Annotated in this window: 21 protein-coding genes; 5 read left to right on the forward strand and 16 right to left on the reverse strand. The window is 45.7% G+C overall.

What is annotated here, in order from left to right; translation table 11 throughout:
* Positions 1-6: 6 nt before the first annotated feature.
* From yxdM to iolA, 14 genes are all read right to left on the reverse strand, one after another.
* Positions 7-1,875, reverse strand: coding sequence for an ABC transporter permease (gene yxdM / locus NST79_RS20690; RefSeq protein WP_212060082.1), 1,869 nt, complete (start codon positions 1,873-1,875; stop codon positions 7-9).
* Positions 1,850-2,623 (reverse strand): ABC transporter ATP-binding protein YxdL, encoded by a 774-nt coding sequence (gene yxdL, locus NST79_RS20695; protein ID WP_144531298.1) that lies wholly within the window; start codon positions 2,621-2,623, stop codon positions 1,850-1,852. The genes yxdM and yxdL overlap by 26 nt, the downstream gene beginning before the upstream one ends.
* Before the next feature lie 143 nt (positions 2,624-2,766).
* Positions 2,767-3,744 (reverse strand): HAMP domain-containing histidine kinase, encoded by a 978-nt coding sequence (yxdK, locus tag NST79_RS20700; protein ID WP_212060080.1) that lies wholly within the window; start codon positions 3,742-3,744, stop codon positions 2,767-2,769.
* Positions 3,741-4,430, reverse strand: a complete 690-nt coding sequence (gene yxdJ / locus NST79_RS20705) for a two-component system response regulator YxdJ (RefSeq protein ID WP_003243527.1) — start codon at positions 4,428-4,430, stop codon at positions 3,741-3,743. The genes yxdK and yxdJ overlap by 4 nt, the downstream gene beginning before the upstream one ends.
* A 107-nt stretch (positions 4,431-4,537) precedes the next feature.
* Positions 4,538-5,410, reverse strand: a complete 873-nt coding sequence (iolJ, locus tag NST79_RS20710) for a 6-phospho-5-dehydro-2-deoxy-D-gluconate aldolase (RefSeq protein ID WP_003242766.1) — start codon at positions 5,408-5,410, stop codon at positions 4,538-4,540.
* A gap of 20 nt (positions 5,411-5,430) precedes the next feature.
* Complete coding sequence (gene iolI, locus NST79_RS20715) at positions 5,431-6,267, reverse strand: 2-keto-myo-inositol isomerase (protein ID WP_032730291.1); 837 nt, start codon at positions 6,265-6,267, stop codon at positions 5,431-5,433.
* A gap of 85 nt (positions 6,268-6,352) precedes the next feature.
* Positions 6,353-7,222, reverse strand: coding sequence for a sugar phosphate isomerase/epimerase (locus tag NST79_RS20720; protein WP_015250852.1), 870 nt, complete (start codon positions 7,220-7,222; stop codon positions 6,353-6,355).
* A gap of 19 nt (positions 7,223-7,241) precedes the next feature.
* A complete protein-coding gene (gene iolG, locus NST79_RS20725) occupies positions 7,242-8,276 on the reverse strand; it encodes a bifunctional inositol 2-dehydrogenase/D-chiro-inositol 1-dehydrogenase (protein WP_014481414.1) in 1,035 nt (344 codons plus the stop codon).
* A gap of 22 nt (positions 8,277-8,298) precedes the next feature.
* On the reverse strand, positions 8,299-9,615 hold the full coding sequence (gene iolF / locus NST79_RS20730; protein ID WP_017696084.1) for a myo-inositol transporter IolF: 1,317 nt from the start codon (positions 9,613-9,615) through the stop codon (positions 8,299-8,301).
* Positions 9,616-9,629: 14 nt separating this feature from the next.
* Entirely contained in the window at positions 9,630-10,523 is an 894-nt protein-coding gene (iolE, locus tag NST79_RS20735; RefSeq protein ID WP_003227062.1) for a myo-inosose-2 dehydratase, read from the reverse strand.
* A gap of 15 nt (positions 10,524-10,538) precedes the next feature.
* Entirely contained in the window at positions 10,539-12,452 is a 1,914-nt protein-coding gene (gene iolD, locus NST79_RS20740) for a 3D-(3,5/4)-trihydroxycyclohexane-1,2-dione acylhydrolase (decyclizing) (RefSeq protein ID WP_003242642.1), read from the reverse strand.
* A 32-nt stretch (positions 12,453-12,484) separates the two neighbouring features.
* Positions 12,485-13,462: a 5-dehydro-2-deoxygluconokinase gene (iolC, locus tag NST79_RS20745; RefSeq protein WP_076457371.1), complete on the reverse strand. Its 978-nt coding sequence runs from the start codon at positions 13,460-13,462 to the stop codon at positions 12,485-12,487.
* 23 nt (positions 13,463-13,485) lie between these two features.
* The gene (iolB, locus tag NST79_RS20750) at positions 13,486-14,301 is read right to left on the reverse strand and encodes a 5-deoxy-glucuronate isomerase (protein WP_014481418.1); all 816 of its coding nucleotides are present in this window, start codon (positions 14,299-14,301) and stop codon (positions 13,486-13,488) included.
* A 74-nt stretch (positions 14,302-14,375) separates the two neighbouring features.
* Positions 14,376-15,839, reverse strand: coding sequence for a methylmalonate-semialdehyde dehydrogenase (gene iolA / locus NST79_RS20755; protein WP_003243682.1), 1,464 nt, complete (start codon positions 15,837-15,839; stop codon positions 14,376-14,378).
* A gap of 416 nt (positions 15,840-16,255) precedes the next feature.
* On the opposite strand from iolA, the gene iolR reads away from it, so the two are divergent.
* From iolR to NST79_RS20780, 5 genes are all read left to right on the forward strand, one after another.
* Entirely contained in the window at positions 16,256-17,011 is a 756-nt protein-coding gene (iolR, locus tag NST79_RS20760) for a myo-inositol utilization transcriptional regulator IolR (RefSeq protein WP_003227050.1), read from the forward strand.
* A gap of 53 nt (positions 17,012-17,064) precedes the next feature.
* The gene (locus NST79_RS20765; RefSeq protein ID WP_003227049.1) at positions 17,065-17,997 is read left to right on the forward strand and encodes an aldo/keto reductase; all 933 of its coding nucleotides are present in this window, start codon (positions 17,065-17,067) and stop codon (positions 17,995-17,997) included.
* 261 nt (positions 17,998-18,258) lie between these two features.
* Positions 18,259-18,909, forward strand: coding sequence for a hypothetical protein (locus NST79_RS20770; RefSeq protein WP_019712600.1), 651 nt, complete (start codon positions 18,259-18,261; stop codon positions 18,907-18,909).
* A gap of 3 nt (positions 18,910-18,912) precedes the next feature.
* Entirely contained in the window at positions 18,913-19,221 is a 309-nt protein-coding gene (locus NST79_RS20775; protein ID WP_003227046.1) for a YxcD family protein, read from the forward strand.
* Positions 19,222-19,458: 237 nt separating this feature from the next.
* On the forward strand, positions 19,459-20,844 hold the full coding sequence (locus NST79_RS20780; RefSeq protein ID WP_033882801.1) for a sugar porter family MFS transporter: 1,386 nt from the start codon (positions 19,459-19,461) through the stop codon (positions 20,842-20,844).
* Positions 20,845-20,885: 41 nt separating this feature from the next.
* Here the strand turns inward: NST79_RS20780 and htpG are convergent, their stop codons facing one another.
* Entirely contained in the window at positions 20,886-22,766 is a 1,881-nt protein-coding gene (gene htpG, locus NST79_RS20785; RefSeq protein WP_003243561.1) for a molecular chaperone HtpG, read from the reverse strand.
* 167 nt (positions 22,767-22,933) lie between these two features.
* Positions 22,934-23,185: a hypothetical protein gene (locus NST79_RS20790; protein ID WP_014481429.1), complete on the reverse strand. Its 252-nt coding sequence runs from the start codon at positions 23,183-23,185 to the stop codon at positions 22,934-22,936.
* Positions 23,186-23,240 lie beyond the last annotated feature (55 nt).

Genomic DNA, 23,240 nt, shown 5'->3' on the forward strand with positions numbered 1-23,240 from the left:
CTCCCCTTACTTGTTCATTTTTTTCAAATAGCTTGACCGCACCGCGAGGAAGAATAGAAGCTGAAAAATGAAAAACCCTCCGATGGTGAGACTGAGCGGCCCCGCGACATCAGAATAGCCTTCCACAGCCAATGTTCTCAAGGCAAACAGTGTATGCATGACGGCAATGACAAATGGAAAGAAGAAAAGAATCGCCAATTGTATTGTCACGCTTTGTGCCATTTCACGCTCACTCAGGCCGATTTTGGCCAGTGAACGGTAGCGCTCCCGGTCTTCATCTAAATCAGTGAACAGCCTGAAATATAAGAAACTTGCTGCCGCGACAAAGAATACAATTGCGATAAACAGGCCGATAAATAAACTCAGGCTCGGCAGCTGCACCGTATCATAGTAAGTCCCCGCTTTTGAAGCAAAATCAGAATGCACGTCGATATAATTGCCGTAAATCTCATTTTGCAAGGATTGGCTGATCTCAAGACTGTCTTTCCAATGATCATAGCTGTAGCCGTATAATGACGCTTTATCACCGAGTGATTTCAGCTGATCAAAGGTTTGATCATTCACCGCGATGATAGCATTCAATGAGATCAGCGGTTTTTTGACTTCTTTTACCGACAGTTTTTGATCAGACAGCTCCCCTTTTTGGTTCAGCAGCTTCAGCTGATCCGGCGCTTCGTTTTTGAAATTGCGGTCATACGTTCCCGGGAAATAGACAGCCTCATCATTTTTCAGGCCGCTCAGCTTAACATGGAAGTATTTTGATACATCCGATTTGCTGATCATGTAAACAGGGGGAACAGTTTCTCCTTCCTGATAGCGAACATAGGAAACATCTATTTTGTCTTTCTTATACGTAAAGCCGTGTGTTTTCAGTTCATGGTCAATATCTTTCAAATGAGTCTGTTCTTTTGGATTGTTGCTGTAAGATAAATACTCCATTTCATAAGCGGACTCTTCCGCCCCGACGGTCGATTTGTACATTGCGAGCACGCCTGTCGCAGTAAACGCAACCGCGGAAATAATGCTGACAATAAAGAACAGGCGGGCGTTGTCTTTTAGACGATAGACAAGGTCAGAAACCCAAATGACGTTTTTCCCGCGCAGATAAAAGGTTTTCCACTTCTTCAGCGCGCGCAGAATCCATATGCTGCTTTGGCTGAAAAAGAAATATGTTCCGATGACGGTGAGCAGTAAAATGATAAACGGTTCGGCCCCGTGGACATTGCCTTTAAGAACCATGCCGTACCCGCCGCACAGACAGGCGATGCCGAATAAGGACAGAAGCACGGACGGCTTAGGCTCCGGTTTAACCTTGCCAGTGCCCTTTATTAATTTGATAACCGTATTTGATCTGACAAAAAGGATCGTAAACTGCGATAAAAAGAAAAATAAGAGCAGAAATCCGCAGGCCGTAATACCGAGCGCTTTCCAAGGCATATACAAAGGCAGCGCGTCCATTTCTAAAATATAAGCGCCGACCGTAAAGAACGTCTTTGAAAAAATGAATCCTCCGATAATACCGGCTGCAATTGACATGACGCCGATGATCATATTTTCCGCAGTAATGAGCTTTCTCAGCTGCCCCGGCGTGATGCCCTGCATGAGCAGAATGCCGAATTCTTTATTTCTCGATTTCAAAAATGCATTAACCGAATACAGAACAAATAAGAAAGAAAAAACAAAGATCATCCATTCCGCGGCGGTTAAGCCTTTTTTGGCGATGTTATTCAGGTAGCCTTCCTTTAATGCCGGATGAAACAGGAACATCGCAAAGGTAAAGAAAATCAAAACGGAAAAGGCGCTGCTTAAAAAGAATGCAAGATAGGCCCTTTTGTTTCTCGTGACGTTTTTATAAGCGAACTGAAGAAAGGTCATTTGCGTTTCCCCCCAGCATAGACAGCACATCAAGAATTTGTTCATAAAAGACTTGGCGGTTTTCCCCGCGGTAAATCTCATTAAACAATTCGCCGTCTTTTATAAAGATGACGCGGCGGCAGTAGCTTGCCGAAACCGGATCGTGGGTCACCATCAAAGCCGTGACATGATCATCCCGATTCAGGCTCTGCAACGTTTCCATGACGTCTTTTGTCGCTTTGGAATCAAGGTTTCCAGTTGGTTCATCGGCCAGAATGAGTGACGGCTTATGAATGACCGCTCTTGCGATGGCGGCCCGCTGGCGCTGGCCTCCGGATACTTCAAACGTCCGCTTGTTAAGCAGGTTTTCGATACCGAGCTTTGCCGCGATGCCGTGCAGTTTTTCTTCCATTACAGACGGCGCTTCTTTTTCAAGCGTTAACGGCAGCATGATATTTTCACCGATCGTCAGCGTGTCCAGAAGGTTGAAATCCTGAAACACAAATCCGAGCTGCTTGCGGCGGAAATGAGCGAGCTTTGTCCGCTTCAGGCGATGCGGGTTTTCTCCGTGAATCAGGATATCGCCTGAATCTGGACGGTCAATCGTTGAAATGATATTCAAAAGCGTTGTTTTTCCGGACCCGGACGGCCCCATCACCGCCGTGAACTCGCCTTCTTCTATTGAAAATGAAATTTGCTTTAAGGCCTGATAGGACACTTGTCCTTTATAGGTTTTATTTATATGTTTGACTTCAAGCATATTCGCCATGAAAATCCTCCTTATGGTTTTATTCTTGTTGATCTGGGCTGCTTTCATGTAGTGCCGGGACGTTCAACATAAAAATCCCCTTGACATAAATCCATGTTATCAAGGGGAAACAAAGCGGGCTATGTTGTTTTCTTAACGCAGCCTTACATTTTTGTAAGAAATGAAAATCGAACTGATGTCCCTTCACCGGGAGACGAGCTGATGTCCACCGTATGATTGAGCTTATCTGTAATTTCTTTGACGAGATGGAGGCCGATTCCCGTAGATTCTTGGAAACGCCGCCCGTTTTCACCCGTGTAATAAGGGTCAAACACCCGCTTGATGTCTTGCGAGGGAATCCCGACACCGTTATCTTTGACTTCAAGCACCGTCCTGTCTTCATCGCGGAAGACATTCAGCTCAAGTCTGTCACTCTTGCCCGCTGAATACTTGACCGCATTTGTGACCACTTGGCCAATCGCAAATTTGAGCCATTTGGCATCGGTGTAAATCTGATGATCATCGCAAACGTTCATTTTCGGATAAACGCGATATTGAATAAAAAATCGTTTATAGCTTTGAATGACTGATTGGAGAAGCTCGGACAGGGAAACCGCTTCGATTTTAAAATCCCGTTCAAACAGGTCGAGCCTTGAAGAATAAAGAAGCGTCTCCAGCCCGAATTCAATCTGCCGGACTTCTTTTTTGATTTGTTCAAAAACGGGCTCATCCTCTTCTTGAATGATTAAATTAATGACCGACAGCGGCGTCTTCACTTGGTGCACCCATTGATTCATATACGTCACCCGCGCGTCAAGCTTGGCTTCGGTCTCATGGAGCTTCTGGTGCTGCAGCCGGATCAGCTCCATCTGCTTTTCATACAGCTCTGAACAGAACACTGAAGAACCGAGATACGGGATATCCGTCCCTTCCTGCCCCGAGCTGAGCCAATGATACACGCCGCGGTCTTTGTACCAGCGATAGGCAAGATAACCCGCCAAAATAAGAAGCTGCACGCCCAATATGTAAAACAAGTGAGAAAAAGAATGCAGACCCGCAAACCAGTAATAAAAGAAGACAAACAGCCCTTGAAGGAAAAAAAGCAGAATCAGCACTGCATGAGACCGGAGAAACAGCTTCATGACTGCGCCCTCAGCTGGTAGCCTTCGCCCCGCACCGCTTCAATAGAAACAGGCGCATTCAGCTCCCGCAGTTTTTTTCTGAGCCGCGTGATATACACGTTAAGTGTATTATCATCGATGAATATGTCGGTGTCCCACGTCTTTTCCATGAGACGGTCCCGACTCGTCACCTTTTCTCCCCGCTCAAGCAGCACTTCCAAAAGCTTGCTTTCTTTTTTAGAAAGCTCGCTTTTTTCATCCTGAAAACGCAGTTCAAACCGTTCCACAAAGAGCTGAACGCCGGCATATTCAACCACTTTCTCTCCCTGCTTTGCGGCGTACTCCCCGTACGCCCTCCGGATCTGGCTTTTGATTTTCGCCAGCACAATATCATAAGAAAACGGTTTTTCGATATAATCGTCTCCCCCATTTTCAATCGCCATCACCTGATCCATTTCCCCGCTTCTGGCAGAAATAAAGATGATCGGGCTTGTGGAGTGCTGGCGGATCTGCCGGCACCAATAATATCCGTCATATGCCGGCAAATTGATATCAAGCAGCACCACATCGGGCTTTTCCCGCAAAAAGACATCAAGAACAGCTGTAAAATCCGCGGCGACCACTGTTTGATATCCGTATTTTTCAAGGTAATTCTGCAATAGTCCGCGAATGTCTTCACTGTCTTCCACAATCATGATTTTATTCAAACTGAACCACTCCCGTTTCTTACACTGCTGCCATCATCATAATCGTTTTGGGCGTATGGACGCAACACCGCACAAAAAAACCGCCATCTCGGCGGTTTCTGGTCTCTTTAGCCGACCTGCTGCTTAGCTGCTTTACCGGCTGATCCGAACTCTCTCATTTTGCTTCGCACTGTCTCTTCCACGGCTTCAATGCCGGGTGTCAAATAGCCGCGCGGTTCGTACAGATCGCTGTTTTCCTGAAACATGCGGCGTGTTTCGTCTGTCCACGCTACCATACATTCCGTATTGATATTGATCTTCGCGTGGCCGAGCGTGATGGCTTTTTTGATCTGATCCTGCGGAATCCCGGATGCCCCGTGAAGAACGAGGGGAATATCAGTCATGCGGGAGATAGCCTCCATTTCCTTAAATCCGAGATTCGGCTCACCCTGATATTTGCCGTGTACAGAGCCGAGGGCGGCGGCCAGCGCGTCGATATTGGTTTCTTTAACGATCCGCTCACATTCCGTGATATCCGCATAGCGGACCCCGCCGACCAGTCCGTCTTCCATTCCGCCGACCGTGCCGACTTCGGCTTCTACTGACACGCCGTGTTTTGCGGCATAATCGGTGACTTCTTTTGTCATCGCGATATTCTCGTCAATCGGCTGATGGGAGCCGTCAATCATCACTGAGCTGAATCCGGCATCAATGGCCTGTCTGCAGCGTTCCGCACTGCTGCCGTGATCGAGATGAAGCACGACCGGAACGGTAATCGCCATGTCCTCTATTAACGCGCCGACCATGGCGGCAATCGTTTTAAATCCGCCTAAATAGTCGACCAGGCGATCGGAAGCCGCGGCGATGACCGGTGATTGCTCCTTTTGCGCCGCCTGCAAAATCGCCTTCGTCCATTGCAGGCCGTTGATATTAAACTGGCCAATTGCATATTGCTCCCGCTTTGCATCTTCAAGAAGCTCTTTCATCGATACAAAAGCCATATTCACCCCTCCTTTATCCATTACATGCTGAAGTATTTTGATACGACATCCACTGTTGTTTTTTTCGCTGTTTGAATGGCTTCCTCAGCAGTCAGCTTATAGTATTCAGGCCGGAAGAGCTCAACCGAAACAACATCAGAGAAGCCGATTTCCTTCAGTGCTGATAAGTGGGCATCTAAGTCAATTGCCCCTTGTCCCGGCCATACACGATCCTCATCTGTTAAAAAGCCGATTGGGAAATCTTCTGTATCATCAATATGATAGATGAAGATTTTCTTTCCGTCCGCCTGCTTTAAGCTCTCAATATTTGAACCCATTGCATGGAAGTGAAAACTGTCAAGGACAAGCCCGACATTGTCACGGTTAACTGTGTTTACAATCTCATACGCCTGTTCAAACGTATTGACCGTACATTGCGGATGGCCGACAAACTCAAGCGCGATTTTTACGCCGTACGGCTCCGCGATATCTGACAGCTCAGTCAGCACGTCTACACTGCTCTTTTTGATCTCTTCTTTTACAATCTTCTGCTCTGTCACAAGCGGAACGGCCACCACATATTTCACACCGAGGGTTTTGCATGTTTCCATCATGCCTTTAAATTCAGTGATGATCTCGTTGTGGCCCTTTTCATCACGGTTGTTGAAGAAAACGAGTGCGTTTAAGGCAAGCGGTTTGATGTGGTGGGTTTGAAAATATTCCGCAAGGTCATCCAATGAATGATCTTTTAAGTACTCCGGCAGCTTATCCATTGTGCGGATTTCAATATAATCATAGCCGTGCTTTTCGCATAGTTCTAAATCCTGTTTAAGGTTTGAGTTTTCCAATGTTGTCGCTTCATTAAAACAAAGTTTCATGCCAGACTCCCCCATCTGCGTTTTAGATATGAAGGGAGTTCGGCAGGAAGGCTGTCGCCATATCCCGCCGAACTCCATGCTCAGCTTATGCCAGACCTAATTCTTCTTTCATTTTCTTAAGCATAAATCGGCTTGATTCATCCGCTCTTTCATCGACCCAAGCAAATACGGCATTCGTCGCAATTCCGTCGAACTTCATCTCTCTCAGTTTTCTGAAAATCGTATCAAAATCAACCTCGCCTTGGCCAATGTCCAAATGCTGGTGAACCGTTACTTTCGCGTCAGGCGGATTGACGATGTAGCGAAGGCCATGAGCCGCTTTATGATTATAGGTATCTGCAAATAAAACATGTGTGAGGCGGTCGCCGGCTTCGTCAAACATGGTCTCGATGTCGCCTTTGCCGTCATCATAGAAGAACGTATGCGCAGTCGAGTAGACAAGATTGATCCAATCCTTGTCAAGCGCACGGATCATATCCATCGCACCTTTGTGCGTTTCGATAAAATCGTATGGGTGGGCTTGAAGATTAAGTTTAATACCTTCTTTTTCAAAGACTGGCAGAAGCTCATCCATGGATTTGATAAATTTTTCTTCACTTGTTAAAGGATCATATTTTGAACCGCTGAATTCGCTGTTCATCAAATCCACTTCAAGTTCAACCGCAATTTCGATTGCCCGTTTCCAATTGCGCACCGCTGCCTGCCGGCGGTCTTCATCAGGACCCGCCCAGTGGTAAAGAGGAAGAAGCGATGAAAGCTTAACACCTGTATCTCTTAAAAGGCGCTTTAATTGTTTGATCTTTGCTGAATCGACTTTCGGATATTTATAAAACGGGCAAAAATCCTCGCGCGGAGACAATTCGATATATTCATAGCCAAGCTCCGCCGTTTTATAGACCGTTTCCTCTAAAGTTAAATCATCACGATACATGGATGGATCCAATGCTAACTTCATATTTTCACTCCTCTGTTTTTTAGTTTTGAACTGTTGTAAAAGATTGATAGAATTCCGGTTTTTCCTTCAATTCAACCTTTTCTTTTTGTCCAGATTCCTGGGCTTTTACACACGCATCAGTCGTGACAGCAGCAATATAGCCGTCCCATGCCGTCGGTCCGCTGACCTCGCCTTTCTTTTGAATCGAATCAATAAAGTCTTGGATTTCCACATCGTACGCAGCGACAAAGCGTCTCTGCCAATCCATCAAAATATCTGTGCTGAATTTGCCTTCTTTTCTCAAGCTGATGCTTGATGGTTCAGGAAGCTTGATGATGCCGTCTTCTCCGACGATTTCACATTGAATGTCATAGCCGTATTTACAGTTCACATAGATTTCAGCATTGATGACGATACCGCCTTTTGTTTCAATCACGACGATTTGCGGATCTTTTAAATGCGGGAGCGCATTTTTCGATTTTTTCGGGTAGATGACTTGAACGGACTCGTAGTCATCGTTGACGAGCCAGTGCAGTACATCAATTTCATGAACAAGCGTGTCGACTACGGCCATATCGGTTGTGTAGTTATCTCCTACAGTCGGGTTGCGGTGCGCGCAGTGAATCATAAGCGGTTCGCCAATCACATGGTTATCGAGTGCTTCCTTCAGCTGTACGTAACCGCTATCATAACGGCGCATGAAGCCGACTTGAACAAGGCGTTTGCCCACTTTGATTTCTTCTTCGACGATTCGCATGCATCCTTCAGCCGTTGTCGCGAGCGGTTTTTCACAGAACACATATTTCTGGGCTTTAATCGCTTTCAGCACGCTTGACTCATGCGCAGGCCCCCAGCTTGTCACTAAAACAGCGTCTACATTTTCGTCTGCAAGCAAGCTGTCATCATTCGGATAAACCGTCGCGTTTAATTGGTATTGCTCAACGACCTTTTGTGCAGCTTCTTGATTAACATCCGTTACAGCTACAATTTCCGCTCCGGACAGCTTGTTCGTGATGCGGTTAATATGTTCTTTTCCGATTGCTCCAGTTCCAATTACGCCAATACGTAAACTCATTGACAGCCACTCCTTCTGTTGATTACATAATTTTGCTTTCTGTTTCTTGCTTTACTTGGCTCTGAGGAGATCCGTAGAGTTCCTCTTGAATTTGCTCAAGCGACTTGCCAGACGTATTCGGCGCAAAGAGCAGCCCGATGATCATACTGGCCGTCACACATCCGAGAAGAATTGCAGCCATCGTTCCAATGCCGAAATTGGTGATAATCATTGGGACAAACAGACTCCAAATCCCTATTGAAATACGGACAAGGAAAAACATCAGCCCTTGTGCGGAAGCACGATATTGCGTAGGAAAGATTTCGCTGGCCCATAACTGATAGTTCGCTTGCTGCCCTGCTCCGTTATTGATGCCGATCACGACAATAAACAGGAGCAGAATCGGCAGGCCTTCAACTGGCAGCAGAAACAGTGTCCACCCGATCACCGCCATGAAAGCGGCGATTCCAAATACGGTTTTTCTATATTTGTCGGCAAAGGGCATGAAGATCAAGGCGACCCCCAATCCTGTGAAGATAAACAGCCCCATTTGCAAAAGGTTGGCCATGTTGGCAGATACACCGCCGACCTGCTGATAAATGTATGGCATAAAGAAGCCCATGACTCCGGCGGCTAAGTTCCAAACCAAGTACACACCCATCAAAAACAGGATGCTTTTGAGATACATAGGCTTGAGCAAATCAAAATACGATGTCTTATGCAGTACAGCCGGCTTCTCTGCCTGAGCATCCTCCGGCTGATTTTTTGTCTGCCAGGCGTCTGATTCCGGAAGCCTGATTCTCAGGATGTACGTAATCAGCGCAATCACAAGCAGATGGGCAAATACGATTTTATTCCCCAAGAGTCCCAAGTCACCGGCCAGTACGGAGAGGAGCAGTACAACGACAGCGCCCGCGGCCCAAGCGACTTGTGCTACGCCGCAATGCCTGGCCCGATTCTTCTTTGGCGCATTTTCCGCAATAATGGTCCATGACGCGGTTATGTCAGCTCCTACTGATAAACCGATAATGATGTAACCGCTTAACAACATGGGGAAATTAACCCCGAACAAAACCAAACAAATCCCTAGTGCATAAACCAGCATGCTATTGGTATAAACAGCCTTCCGTCCGACTTTATCAGCCAGAAACCCGCCAAGCAGCGCGCCGACAGCGGCAGAAATCGCATTTGCGCTCAACGCGCCGAGCAGCCCGATTTGCGTATCGGATAGCTTAAGGTAACTGACCCATAATGATAAACCGGCGGAGCCTGCCACAATTGAACCGGCATCAATATAGTTGGCCAATGCTGCCGCGATTGTCCGTTTATTGAAGGCTGAATCTCCATTGGTATTGCCCATATGTTCATTCCCCATTAAGCCAGATCCAACAACTGCTGATCAATATAGTTTCTCGCAATCAATGCATACTCCAGCGGGTTTGCAACATCGGGGTCTTGTTCAGCTTCAATGACAATCCATCCGGAATAACTGTGCTTCAACAGCAGCTGATATACTTCTCTAAAGTCAATGCAGCCGTCACCGGGAACCGTAAACATGCCTTTTAAAAATGATTGCCGGAACGATTGTCCTTCGAGCCTGCATTGTTCCATGACATTCAGGCGGGCATCCTTAAAGTGCACATGCTTAATGCGGCCGATATGCTTCTCAAGCATCCCCATGTAATCGCCGTCAGAAATATACGCATGGCCTGTATCATAGAGGAGGTGTACATGCGCAGGGTCAGTTCCTGCCATCAGGCGGTCCACTTCTTCCGCTGTTTGGACACCAGTGCCGAGATGATGATGATAGACAAGCTTCAAGCCATGCTGAGCGGCAATTTCGCCAAGGTGATTCAGCCCTTCGCAAAGCCGCTCCCATTCATCATCCGTAAAGTGCGGCTTCTCTGTGAACACGTTTTTCTCCAAGCTTTGCACGCTGTACGTTTGTTCAGAGACAACTGCGACATCCGCGTTTACTTGCTGCAAATACTCACAATGCAGGGTAAATGTCTTTGCCGCTTCACCAAGTCCGTCACGCAAAATAAAACTGCTGAACCACTTTCCTGCAATGCGTAAGTTCCGAAGCTTCAGCTCTTTGTTCAGGATGGCAGGTTCGGGGAAAAAGCCCCCGACCTCCGTGCCTTGAAAACGCGCGACAACGATATCACTTAACAAATGCTGAAGTGTATTTCCCGCTCCAATTTCAGGCATGTCATCATTCCGCCACCCAATGGGAGCGATTCCCCACAGGATTTCATTTTTGCCCATCTTGGTGCCTCCCCTCTAATACTGCTTCGCAGATTCCAGCTTTTTCTCTTTTGCTTCGTATGCCTTCTGAACGCTTTCTTGTTCAGATACCTCTGCCACCCCGACATGCCACCAGCTGTCATAGCCGTCCGTCATTGTTTTAGGCAGCACCTTCATTTCAATTAATGTTGATACATCCTGTTTCTTCGCATCCTCTAACGCCGCTTTTAATTCTTCTACTGTGTTTGCGCGGTAGGTTTTCGCGCCGTATCCCTCAGCGACTTTCGCGTAATCGACATTCAGGATTTGGTTGTCATCTGTGCGGAACTCGCAATAGTAGCTGCCGCTGCCGTGATCCATTTGCAGGTTGTTGATGCATCCGAATCCTGAGTTGTCAAAGAGCAGCACATTGATTTTCTTGTTGTACTGAATCGCCGTGATCAATTCAGAATGAAGCATCAGGAAGCTGCCGTCTCCGACGATTGAATACACTTCTCTGTCAGGGTGGGCCAGTTTAAGACCGAGTGTCCCGGACACTTCATAGCCCATGCAAGAATACCCATACTCCAGGTGATACGTATTCGGAACATTAGAATGCCACAAACGCTGCAAATCTCCTGGGAGTGAGCCTGCTGAACAGATGATGACACTGTCTTCAGGAATCGTCTCGTTGATTGTCAGCAATGCCGTTGTTTGCGGAAGCTCAGTATTCAACGCGTCAGCATATTCATTCAGGACCTCTTGAGAAAAATGATTTTTGATTTCCGGATCAAATGCTTCCCGCTTAAACGTCACTTTGCTGAGACGCTCGCGTTCAGCTAGCCATTCGTCCTTCAGCTCCCGGATCGTTGTGCCGAACTCGCTCTCATAGCCTTCAAGCAAGCCGTGCAGTTTGCCAAGCGTCACTTTCGCATCCGCCACCACTTGGAATGCATCAAGTTTATACGCCTGCATTCGGCTGACGTTAATGTTCAAAAACTTCGCTTTATCAAAATCAAAAGCGGTCTTAGAGGATGTCGCAAAATCTGTATACCTTGTGCCGATGCCGATAATCAAATCAGCTTGGCGGGCTGCTTTGTTTGCCGCAAGTGTACCTGTGATGCCCATTCCGCCAAGGTTGTTCGCAAAATCTGCCTCAACAGTAGACTTTCCTGCCTGCGTTTCAACTAACGGAATGTTATAGGCTTCAGAAATGGCAACCAATTCATCGCGCGCACCGGAATACTTTGCGCCTCCGCCGACGAGAATCACAGGTTTTTTGCTGGATTTAATCAGCTCCGCCGCACCTTGAAGCTCGCGCTCGCTCGGCTGCATGCGATCAATATAGTGAACCCGTTTGACGAAGAAACTTTCATCAAAATCGTATGCTTCCCCTTCAACATCCTGAGAAATACAAATCGTTGCCGGACCTGCTTTTGCCGGATCAGTCATGACTTCAAACGCGCGCAGCAAACTGCTCATCAGCTGCTCAGGGCGCGTAATGCGGTCCCAGTATCTCGATACAGGCTTCAATGCATCGTTTGTCGTAATCGCCGCACTGTATTCTTGCTCCATTTGCTGCAGTACAGGGTCTGGCTGTCTTGTCGCAAATGTGTCTGCCGGAATCAAGAGAACTGGGATATTGTTTGCCAATGCAGTGCCGGCTGCCGCCACCAAGTTAGCCGCTCCCGGTCCGACGGATGTAGACACTGCATATATTTTTCTTCTCAGCATTTGCTTGCTGTACGCCATGGCCGCATGCGCCATTCCTTGTTCATTTTTCCCTTGATAGACTTTCAAATGGCCTGCATCCTGCTCAAGCGCTTGCCCGATCCCTAATACGTTTCCATGACCGAAAATTGTGAAAATCCCTTCGACAAAAGGCTCTTCCTTTCCATCTACATGGATGTACTGCTGGTTTAAGAATTTAATCAGCGCCTGCGCAGTTGTTAAGCGAATTTTCTTACCCACAAACGATCCCACCTTTACTCGATCTTTTTCAATTATGACTGTGCTTCAATAAGCTGTTCGATTTCTTCCGCAGTCGGCATCGCTTCTGACGAACTGTGCTTGCTCACCACAATGGAGGCTGAAGCACTGCCGTATTTCAATGCCGTTTCAATGTCTTTTCCGCTGACAAGGCCATAGATAAAGGCTGACGCATAGGAGTCACCGGCCCCAAAGGTTTTCAGCACTTTTGTCTTGTACGCTTGAGCGCGGAATACCTCGCCGGATTTGCTGTATGCGTAAGAGCCTTCGACGCCGTGTTTGATGACAACGAGGTTGGCTGAATGGCCAAATAAATGATTGACGGATTCTTCATTGCTTCCGCCTGTGCGGTTTTCCATCACATCAAATTCATCGCGTGTGCCGATGACGATATCAGACTGCTCGGCAACCAAAGAATAATAAACGGCTGTTTCATCTGATGACTGCCACGTATACGGGCGGTAATCCAGTTCGAACACCACTTTGACCTGATGCTTCTTCGCGTATTGAACAGCTTTTAATACCGCTTCCCGTGACGGGCTTTTGGCGAGCGCTGTCCCGGAAACAAGCAGCATTTTCGCATTTGCGATATAGTCCTCGCTTACCTCTGAAGGCTCAAGATAAAGATCCGCCACATCATCGCGATACATTAAAATGCTGCATTCTTCAGGGCTGAGGATTTCTGTAAATGCAAGGCCTGCTTTGTGTCCATCTTGATCAACAACCATCTGTGTTGTATCAACGCCGGTCTTTCTCATATAGGACTCTATGAATCTTCCATGCTGGTCATCCGGAATTTTGCCGATGAAGCCCGCTTTTAAGCCAAGCTTCGCGCTGCCGATCGCGATATTCGCAGGTGAACCGCCGACGTATTTGGAAAATGTCATCGTCTCTTCCATTGGGCGGTTGTATTCGACTGCGTTCAGATCAATACATGCCCGGCCGATGGCAACAATATCAAAAGCCTTCTCTTCATTGAATGTATACTTCATCGTAAACAGCCACTCCTCACTTGTTAGCGTTCTAAAATCCATTCATGCGCCGGGTCGTTATAAAACTTCCATTTTCGCGTCGGCCCTGCCATGACATTTAAATAGTAGGATGTGTATCCGTCCGGAACGCCTACCGGGTGGTATCCCGCAGGAACGATGACAACGTTTTCATTTTCCACAGTCATTGTCTCGTCAATAGAACGGTCATCTGTGTATACGCGCTGAAACACAAAGCCCTGTCCCGGGTCTAACTCATGGTAGTACGTTTCTTCTAAGAAAGATTCTTCCGGCAAGTTGTCTTGGTCATGTTTGTGAGGCGGGTAGCTGGACCAGTTGCCGCTGTCCGTATAGACTTCAACGACTAATAGACTGTTAGCTGAAGGGTCTGAATCCGGAAGAATGTTATGAACAGTACGTTTGTTTGAAAATTGCCCGCGATGCTCAATTCCGTTGTCTTCCGCTTTGATCAGCTTTGTCGGAAGCTGCTTTTCCGATGGAGAATAGCAAAGCGCCACTCTTGCGTCGCTGACCGCTGTGATCTCAAATGCACGGTCATTTGAAATATAGACGCTGTCTGTCGGTTTTCGTTCAAATACGCTTTCGCGCGTGCCGATATTCTCAAAAGTCGACTCATGATCTGTCACTGTAATTTTCCCCGTTACCGCCACAATACAGATTTCTTGTTTTTTCAATTCTTCTGTATAGCTTGAACCTGATGCAAGATCTAACACTTTAAACTCTACATAAGTGAGATCAGAGTTGGATGTCGTTACTTCGTGCACGAGTTTGACCCCATTAGACACTTCATGCGACTGCGGCTTACGCAACAAATAACTCATAGAGAAGCCCTCCTCTTTCTATTGGCAGAATGAGTCCGAACAGCGCACATGGACGCCGTTCGGCTGTTCGTCGTTTAGTTGAAATCAGGTGCCGGATATCTTGCCGTTACCACTTTTTTACGTGTATAGAAGTCGACGCTGTCTTTTCCGTTCGCATGCAACGTTCCAAAGAATGAAGATTTCCAGCCTGAGAATGGGAAGAACGCCATTGGAGCCGGCACCCCAAGGTTGATTCCTAGCATCCCCGCATCAATGTTTTCACGGAAGTAGCGGATTGCGTTTGAGTTGGATGTGAACAAGCAGGCGCCGTTCGCAAACTCAGACTTATTGGCGATTTCAATCGCTTCTTTCAGGTTTTTCACACGAATGACAGATAAGACCGGAGCGAAAATTTCATCTTTCCAGATCGTCATCTCTGTTGTGACATTGTCAAAGATCGTCGGGCCGACAAAGTAGCCGTCGTCTGACACATTTTCACGTCCGTCACATACGAGTCTGGCACCTTCTTCAAGACCTTTTTCGATATAGCTGAGCGTGCGCTTCTTGTTGTCTTCGCGAATCACCGGTCCTAAGAACACGCCGTCATCAAGGCCGTTACCGATTTTAATGTCCGCCACTTTTTCCTGCAGCTTCGCCATAAATTCATCGGCGATTCCTTCTTCAACTGTCACAACCGCACAAGCCATGCAGCGTTCACCGGCAGAACCGAAGGCAGCTCCGACGATGTTTGTGACCGTGTCTTCAAGATTCGCATCGTTCAAGACAATCGTATGGTTTTTCGCGCCAGTCAGAGATTGCACGCGTTTTAAGTTTTCGCTTCCTTTTTTGTAGACGTATTCGCCGACTGGCTTGGAGCCTACAAATGAAATCGCTTTAATTTCGGGATGCTCGAGGATGCCGTTCACAACGTCATGCGCACCGTATACGACGTTGAATACCCCTTTCGGAAGGCCCGCTTTTTCAAAAAGCTCAACCAATTTCTCTGTTAACAGCGGTGTCCGCTCTGATGGTTTTAAAATAAATGTGTTGCCGAGTGCGATCGCCATTGGGAACATCCAGCAAGGGACCATCATCGGGAAGTTAAATGGCGCGATTCCGCCGACAACTCCGATTGGGTAGCGGTAGTTGGCCGCTTCAACGTCCGTTGCGATGGAAGCAAGCGAGTCACCCATCATTAGGGAAGGTGCTCCAGCGGCGAACTCTACGTTTTCAATCCCGCGTCCCACTTCACCTAAAGCTTCTTTTGTGTTTTTTCCGTTTTCAATGGTAATCAGATGAGCCAGTTCTTCTTTATGCTGGGACAGCAGCTGCTGGAAGTTAAATAGAATTCTGGCGCGGCGAGGAACCGCCACCTTTGACCATGTTTTAAATGCTTCAGCCGCTGTTTGCGCTGCGTAATCAATGTCCTCTTTTGTAGAAATCGGCACTTGGCATAGCACTTCTTTCGTCGCCGGATTGACGACATCTTCATATTGATCTGTTTTGCTTTCAACCCATTCACCGTTGATGTAGTTTTTTAATTTTCTGATTTCTGCCATTCTTATTGCCTCCTTCATTAGTAAACACATACACTTGTATGGATGGTTCAGGATAGATTCATATCAATATCCACTTTTCAGTAAGCCAAGAATTAAACGCTTTCAAAAAAACCAAAAAAATAAATGGCGGATGCATATTTACATACAAGCAACCATTTCATGCACAACAGGTTACTTTTTGGTCATTTCTTGGTTATATTTTAATCGCATAATACCCATAAGTCAATCATAAACACTACATTTTTTCATTATTTTTATTATATTAATCTTTTAATCAAGTAAGAGAGGTAAGAGAAGGCCGTCCAATCTTGCAAAAGATATACACCGATGTTATCATTTTTTAAGCAACTATTGATTAACTTTTGGTTTTTATTATATATTTATGTTACGTAAAGATTCAAGAAGGAGTTTTTTATATGAAACTGATGCGGATTCAGGAAATGGAGGAGTACATTTTATCGCATGGCACTGTTTCCTTAGATGAGCTGTGCCAGGTGTTCAATGTCTCCAAAAACACAGTAAGACGTGATATCAACAAGCTAACAGAAAAGGGTGCGATTGAAAAAGTATACGGCGGCGTAACATCTATTGAAAAAACCGCATTAGTTCCTTTTGAAAATCGCACCATTCAGCACCAGGATGAAAAAACAAAAATCGCCCATTATGCTTCCCGATTTATTGAAGATCACGATTTGGTCTTCATTGATTCAGGAACGACGACAAAGTCTATTCTTGATACGCTTGATCCAGCCAAAAATGTCACCATCTTAACCAACAGTTTAGACATTATCAATGCGGCGTCAGCTTTGAAGAATATCAACTTAATCATTATCGGAAACAACTATAAGAGAAAAACCCGCTCCTTTGTCGGCATGGACGACCCGGCTATGCTTGATAAGTACAATATCAACAAAGCCTTTATGTCCGCTACCGGAACGACGCTGACACACGGATTGACCAACTCGGATCTGCTGGAGTATGAAATTAAAAAGAGGATTTCGGAAAAAGCAAAAGAAGTGTATCTATTGGCTGACCATTCTAAATTCGGAAAATCAACGCTTCTGACATATGCGCCGTTTGACAGGCTGCATTGCATTGTGACCTCTCAGCCATTAGACGACGAGTACACGCAGTACTGCAATGAGCATCAAATCGGCATTCATCTGGCCTAACGTTTACAATAGTGTTGAGAGTCTATCATCCATTTTATTCTAGGAGGCAGATCATGAAAAAAGCGAAGCTCGGAAAATCAGACTTGCAGGTATTCCCTATCGGATTAGGAACAAATGCTGTCGGAGGACATAACCTCTATCCGAACCTAAATGAAGAAACCGGAAAAGAATTGGTGCGCGAGGCGATCCGTAATGGCGTGACAATGTTAGACACCGCTTATATTTACGGGATCGGCCGTTCCGAAGAATTAATTGGTGAAGTGCTGCGTGAATTCAACCGTGAAGATGTTGTCATCGCGACAAAAGCCGCTCACAGAAAACAGGGCAATGACTTTGTCTTTGATAATTCACCAGAATTTCTTAAAAAATCAGTTGATGAAAGCCTGAAGCGCTTGAATACCGATTATATCGATTTGTTCTACATTCACTTCCCTGACGAACATACGCCTAAGGATGAAGCCGTTAACGCGCTGAATGAGATGAAGAAAGCCGGAAAAATCCGTTCCATCGGTGTATCCAACTTCTCTTTAGAGCAATTGAAAGAAGCAAACAAAGACGGTTTGGTAGATGTATTGCAAGGCGAATACAACCTGTTAAACCGTGAAGCAGAAAAAACATTCTTCCCGTATACGAAGGAGCATAATATTTCATTTATCCCTTACTTCCCTCTCGTATCAGGTTTATTGGCAGGAAAGTATACAGAAGATACAACGTTCCCAGAAGGCGACCTGCGAAACGAACAGGAACACTTCAAGGGCGAGCGTTTCAAAGAAAATATCAGAAAGGTCAACAAGCTTGCGCCGATTGCCGAAAAACACAACGTGGATATCCCTCACATCGTATTGGCCTGGTATTTGGCAAGACCGGAAATTGATATTTTAATCCCGGGAGCAAAACGTGCCGATCAGCTGATTGATAACATCAAAACAGCCGACGTGACGCTTTCTCAAGAGGATATTTCATTTATTGATAAGCTGTTCGCATAAGAAGAAAACAGCCTTCTCCAATGGAGAAGGCTGTTTTTTTGTGCGATAAATTCCTAAATAACTGATTTTGAAGCAAAACCTTACAAAATGAGCCATAAATCCGATAAAATAAAGGTAGTTTATCTCAGAAAGAAAGTGATTGAGAAAGCAAAAGTATGAAACGTTCATATCATCTAGCTCATATGAAATAAAGCTGACCCAGCTTCTTTTATTTGCTGGTCAGAATAGCGGACCATTTCGATGGTCTATGGAGGAAACAGAATGAAACTTAAATATGTAAAAGCCTTAGTTGCAGTAACCGTTGCTTTAGGTGTACTGCTGCCATCAACGATTTCTCATGCAAAGAGCTTTAGCGGCCGCTCATCATCTAGTTACAGCAGCCGAAGTTCAAGCTCGTCATACAGCGGAAGCTATAAATCAAGCCCGAAATCAAGCTACAGCTCAGGATCAAGCTCTTCTAGCAAAAAATCCAAGACGCCTGACGATTCATCATCATCGATTTCGCTTAAAAAGAAGCCTTCGGAAAAGGCAAGCTCATCAAGCTCTAAAAAATCGTCAGGCACCTTTTCCGGCGCTACATCAAAAGTAACCGGAAAGACATACAGCGGAAAAACGTCTAAAGCCTATGTTGGCGGACGATATGTTTCAGTCAATCATTACTATCACGCAGGTTTCGCGCCATCAGGATGGTTTGGATATTATAGTGGATTTACAATGGGTATGTTCATGATCAGCATGATGCACCCATGGGGTTACACCTATCATCCAGTCGGAGGCCCAGGTTATGTTTCGTATGGCGCTTCACCCATTGCCTGGATCGTTGATATCATTGCTTTGATCATTATTTTAATCATTGTCATCGCATTGATTCGCGCATTTAAAGCACCGAAGACGTACAGAAGGAGATTTTAGGCGATGAGATTAATATTAAATGAGCAAGAAATTGTAGACGGAATTTGCGTGTATATTTCCAATGAAGAAGATATCTACCCTGAAGACGTTGAAGTAAAGGAGCTATCTTATAACAAGCGTACAGGGTTCTTCGCTGAAGCTACATTTGGCCTGCACCACAAGCAGCTTATGTCAGATGACATTTCAGAAGGCATTATTCAGTTCTTAGAGGAATACCACAACTTCAATCCGGACGTTACCGTCGTTGAATTGCAATTTGATAAGAAAAAAGGCTTCTCCGCCTTGGTTTTCGTCAACGAAGCAGAAGAATAAAAATGTCTTAATCAAAACCTTACTCCGCGCGGGTAAGGTTTTTTTAATGGTTTCTCTGAGCATAAAGTTATTTCGTTTTTCCTAAACTCAGCGGATCTGTGATCATCTCTTTTGGCTTTAACGTTTCCGTTTGTTCAAAACAAATGTTTCAAATGAGATAGGAAATGGGTACTAATCTATTAACTTTGTTATACATTTTAGATACTCATTGGCTCAACAACTGAGGAGGAGACATTTGTGAAGAAAGACACAAGGAAATATATGATCTACTTTTTCGGCGCTTTAGGGGGACTGCTATATGGTTACGATACAGGTGTTATCTCCGGAGCACTCCTGTTTATCAATAACGATATTCCTTTAACGACATTGACAGAAGGATTGGTTGTCAGCATGCTGCTCCTTGGCGCGATTTTCGGTTCTGCCTTGAGCGGCACATGCTCAGACCGCTGGGGCAGGAGAAAGGTTGTATTTGTCCTTTCCATCATTTTTATTATCGGCGCGCTCGCTTGCGCATTTTCTCAAACAATCGGCATGCTGATTGCATCTAGGGTGATACTCGGGTTGGCCGTCGGCGGTTCAACGGCACTTGTGCCCGTGTATCTTTCCGAAATGGCACCGACGAAAATTCGCGGGACACTCGGCACAATGAACAACTTAATGATTGTCACCGGGATTTTGCTCGCCTATATCGTTAACTACCTGTTCACACCGTTTGAAGCGTGGCGCTGGATGGTCGGTCTGGCTGCAGTGCCTGCCGTGCTTCTATTAATCGGCATCGCGTTCATGCCGGAATCGCCAAGATGGCTCGTGAAGCGCGGCCGCGAAGAAGAAGCGAGACGCATCATGAACATCACTCATGATCCCCAAGACATCGAAATGGAATTGGCAGAGATGAAGCAAGGGGAAGCGGAGAAAAAAGAAACGACACTCAGCGTGTTGAAAGCCAAATGGATTCGCCCCATGCTTCTGATTGGCGTCGGCCTTGCCATTTTCCAGCAGGCGGTCGGCATTAACACGGTCATCTACTACGCGCCAACCATTTTTACGAAGGCCGGTCTTGGCACATCAGCTTCGGCGCTCGGCACAATGGGAATCGGCATCCTCAACGTCATCATGTGTATCACTGCCATGATCTTAATTGACCGTGTCGGCCGCAAAAAACTTCTGATCTGGGGAAGTGTCGGCATCACACTGAGCCTTGCTGCTTTATCAGGCGTGCTCCTGACACTGGGGCTTTCCGCATCTACAGCGTGGATGACAGTAGTCTTTCTAGGTGTCTATATCGTCTTTTACCAGGCGACATGGGGTCCGGTAGTGTGGGTGCTCATGCCTGAGCTCTTCCCGTCCAAAGCACGCGGAGCCGCGACAGGGTTCACGACTTTGGTGTTATCGGCGGCTAACCTGATCGTGTCGCTTGTCTTTCCGCTGATGCTAAGCGCGATGGGCATCGCATGGGTCTTTATGGTTTTCTCAGTCATTTGTCTTCTCTCATTTTTCTTCGCGTTCTACATGGTACCGGAAACCAAAGGGAAAAGCTTGGAAGAAATTGAAGCAAGCCTGAAAAAACGGTTTAAAAAGAAGAAAAGCACCCAAAACCAAGTGCTGAATGAGCGTACATTATAAAAAAAGGAATCGTCTCCTTATGGGACGATTCCTTTTTCTGTTTACACCATGACCTTGCAAATATTGTTCGTAAATTCCACAGGGTCCTGAATCGGCAGGCCTTCGATGAGGAGCGCCTGATTGTACAGAAGGTTTGTGTACAGGCTCAGCTTCTCTTTATCTTGTTCAAACGCGTCCTGCAGCGTTTGGAATACCTCGTGATTTGGGTTGATTTCCAGCACTTTTTCCGCCTTCACATTTTGGCTGTCAGGCATCGCATTTAAGATTTTTTCCATCTCAATTGTCACTTCGCCGTCAGCAGCAAGGCAGACTGGATGTGATTTAAGCCGTTTTGAGATTCTGACGTTTTTCACTTTGTCTGACAGAATGTTTTTCATTTCCTCAAACAGATCCTTATACTTGCTTTCCTCTTCCTCGGACTGCTTTTGATCCTCATCCGTGTCTATGCCAAGGTCTCCGCTTGATACGGACTTGAATTCTTTTTCCTGATAAGAAGCCAGCATTTTAATTGCAAACTCATCGATGTCCTCAGTAAAGTAGAGGATTTCATAGCCTTTGTCCGCCACCATTTCCGTTTGCGGCAGTTTCTCAATGCGGTCGTAAGAATCACCGGTCGCGTAATAAATGAATTTCTGCTCCTCTGGCATTCTGGAAACATACTCGTCTAAGCTGACCAGTTTTTTCTCTTTTGAAGAGTAGAATAAGAGGAGATCCTTCAATTGATCCTTATTCGCGCCAAAATCATTGTACACGCCGAATTTCAGCTGTCTGCCGAACGACTTGTAGAACGTCTCGTATTTCTCGCGGTCTTTTTTCAACAGGCTTTGCAGCTCGCTTTTGATTTTCTTGCTGATGTTTTTCGCGATCAGCTTCAGCTGGCGGTCATGCTGCAGCATTTCTCTGGAAATATTCAGCGATAGATCCTCAGAATCGACCATGCCCTTCACAAAGCTGAAGTGGTCCGGTAGCAGGTCTGCGCACTTATTCATAATCAGCACGCCATTGGAATACAGCTCCAAGCCTTTCTCATATTCCTTGGAATAGTAGTCAAACGGCATGTTTTCAGGGACGAATAGAATTGCGTTGTAGCGAACGGCTCCATCCACACTGATATGAACGTGTGTCAGCGGTTTATCAAACCCGTAATGCTTTTCAGCATAGAATTTTTCATAATCCTCATCTGTCAGCTCGCTTTTGTTTTTTCTCCAGATCGGCACCATGCTGTTGACCGTCTGCTCTTCCTGCACCTCTTCAAATTCATTTTCGCTGCCTTCCTTCGGCTTATTAATGGTTGTATCCATTTTGATCGGGTAGCGAATGAAGTCGGAGTACTTCTTGATGATCGCTTTTAAACGATATTCCTCTAAAAACTCGTCATAGCTATCATCTTCTGTGTTCTCTTTGATTTTCAGGATAATGTCTGTACCGACAGAATCCTTTTCACACGGTTCAATCGTATAGCCGTCTGCACCCGCAGACTCCCATTTATAAGCTTCTTCGCTGCCAAGCGCTTTACTGATGACTGTCACGACATCGGCAACCATAAATGCCGCGTAAAAACCGACACCGAACTGCCCGATAATGTCATGTCCGTCTTTCAGCTCGTTTTCCTTTTTAAACGCGAGGGAACCGCTTTTTGCAATTGTTCCAAGATGCTGTTCAAGCTCATCCTTTGTCATTCCGATCCCCGTATCAGAGATGGTTAATGTTCTCGCATCTTTGTCAGCTGCGACCTTTATGTAGTAACTGTCTTTATCAAACGTAAGCGCATCGTCCGTAAGCGCTTTGTAATAGATTTTGTCAATCGCATCACTCGAATTGGAGATTAACTCGCGCAGGAAAATTTCTTTTTGGGTATAAATGGAGTTAATCATCATATCCAGCAAGCGTTTAGACTCTGCTTTAAACTCTTTTTTTGCCACTCTTGATCGCTCCTTTACCATTATGTAAACCCTTTTCAGCATCTATTTATCACATAAGATGACAATTGTCAATTAGATTGATAGATGCATATATATGTAAATTTAACATTAGTTGGATTTGTTTTCACTCTTTTTCTCACTCATTCTCATAAAAAAGAGAGGCTTCATCATCCTCTCTTTTTTTCTGTGTCATTCCAGCGGCCAAACTCCCGCTTCATCCATATATGCACCGGGTAGAAAAACAAACCGAACGGTATTAAAAACAATAGATTATGCCATGAAGCATTCAGAAATGCGCTTGCAGTCACCGGAAACGTAATCTCTTGCAATAAAAAAGAGATGACAGTCAGCACAACAAATGCAGATGGAATGGTAATGAAGCAATAAAACTTGAGCTCCTTCTTATGCTGTACCTTCAAACATACAAACCTCCCAACAATTTCTAATTCATCTTAACATATGCTGGCCTTTCTT

The sequence above is a fragment of the Bacillus sp. PS196 genome (genome assembly GCF_037963555.1).
GTDB classification, from domain to species: domain Bacteria; phylum Bacillota; class Bacilli; order Bacillales; family Bacillaceae; genus Bacillus; species Bacillus subtilis.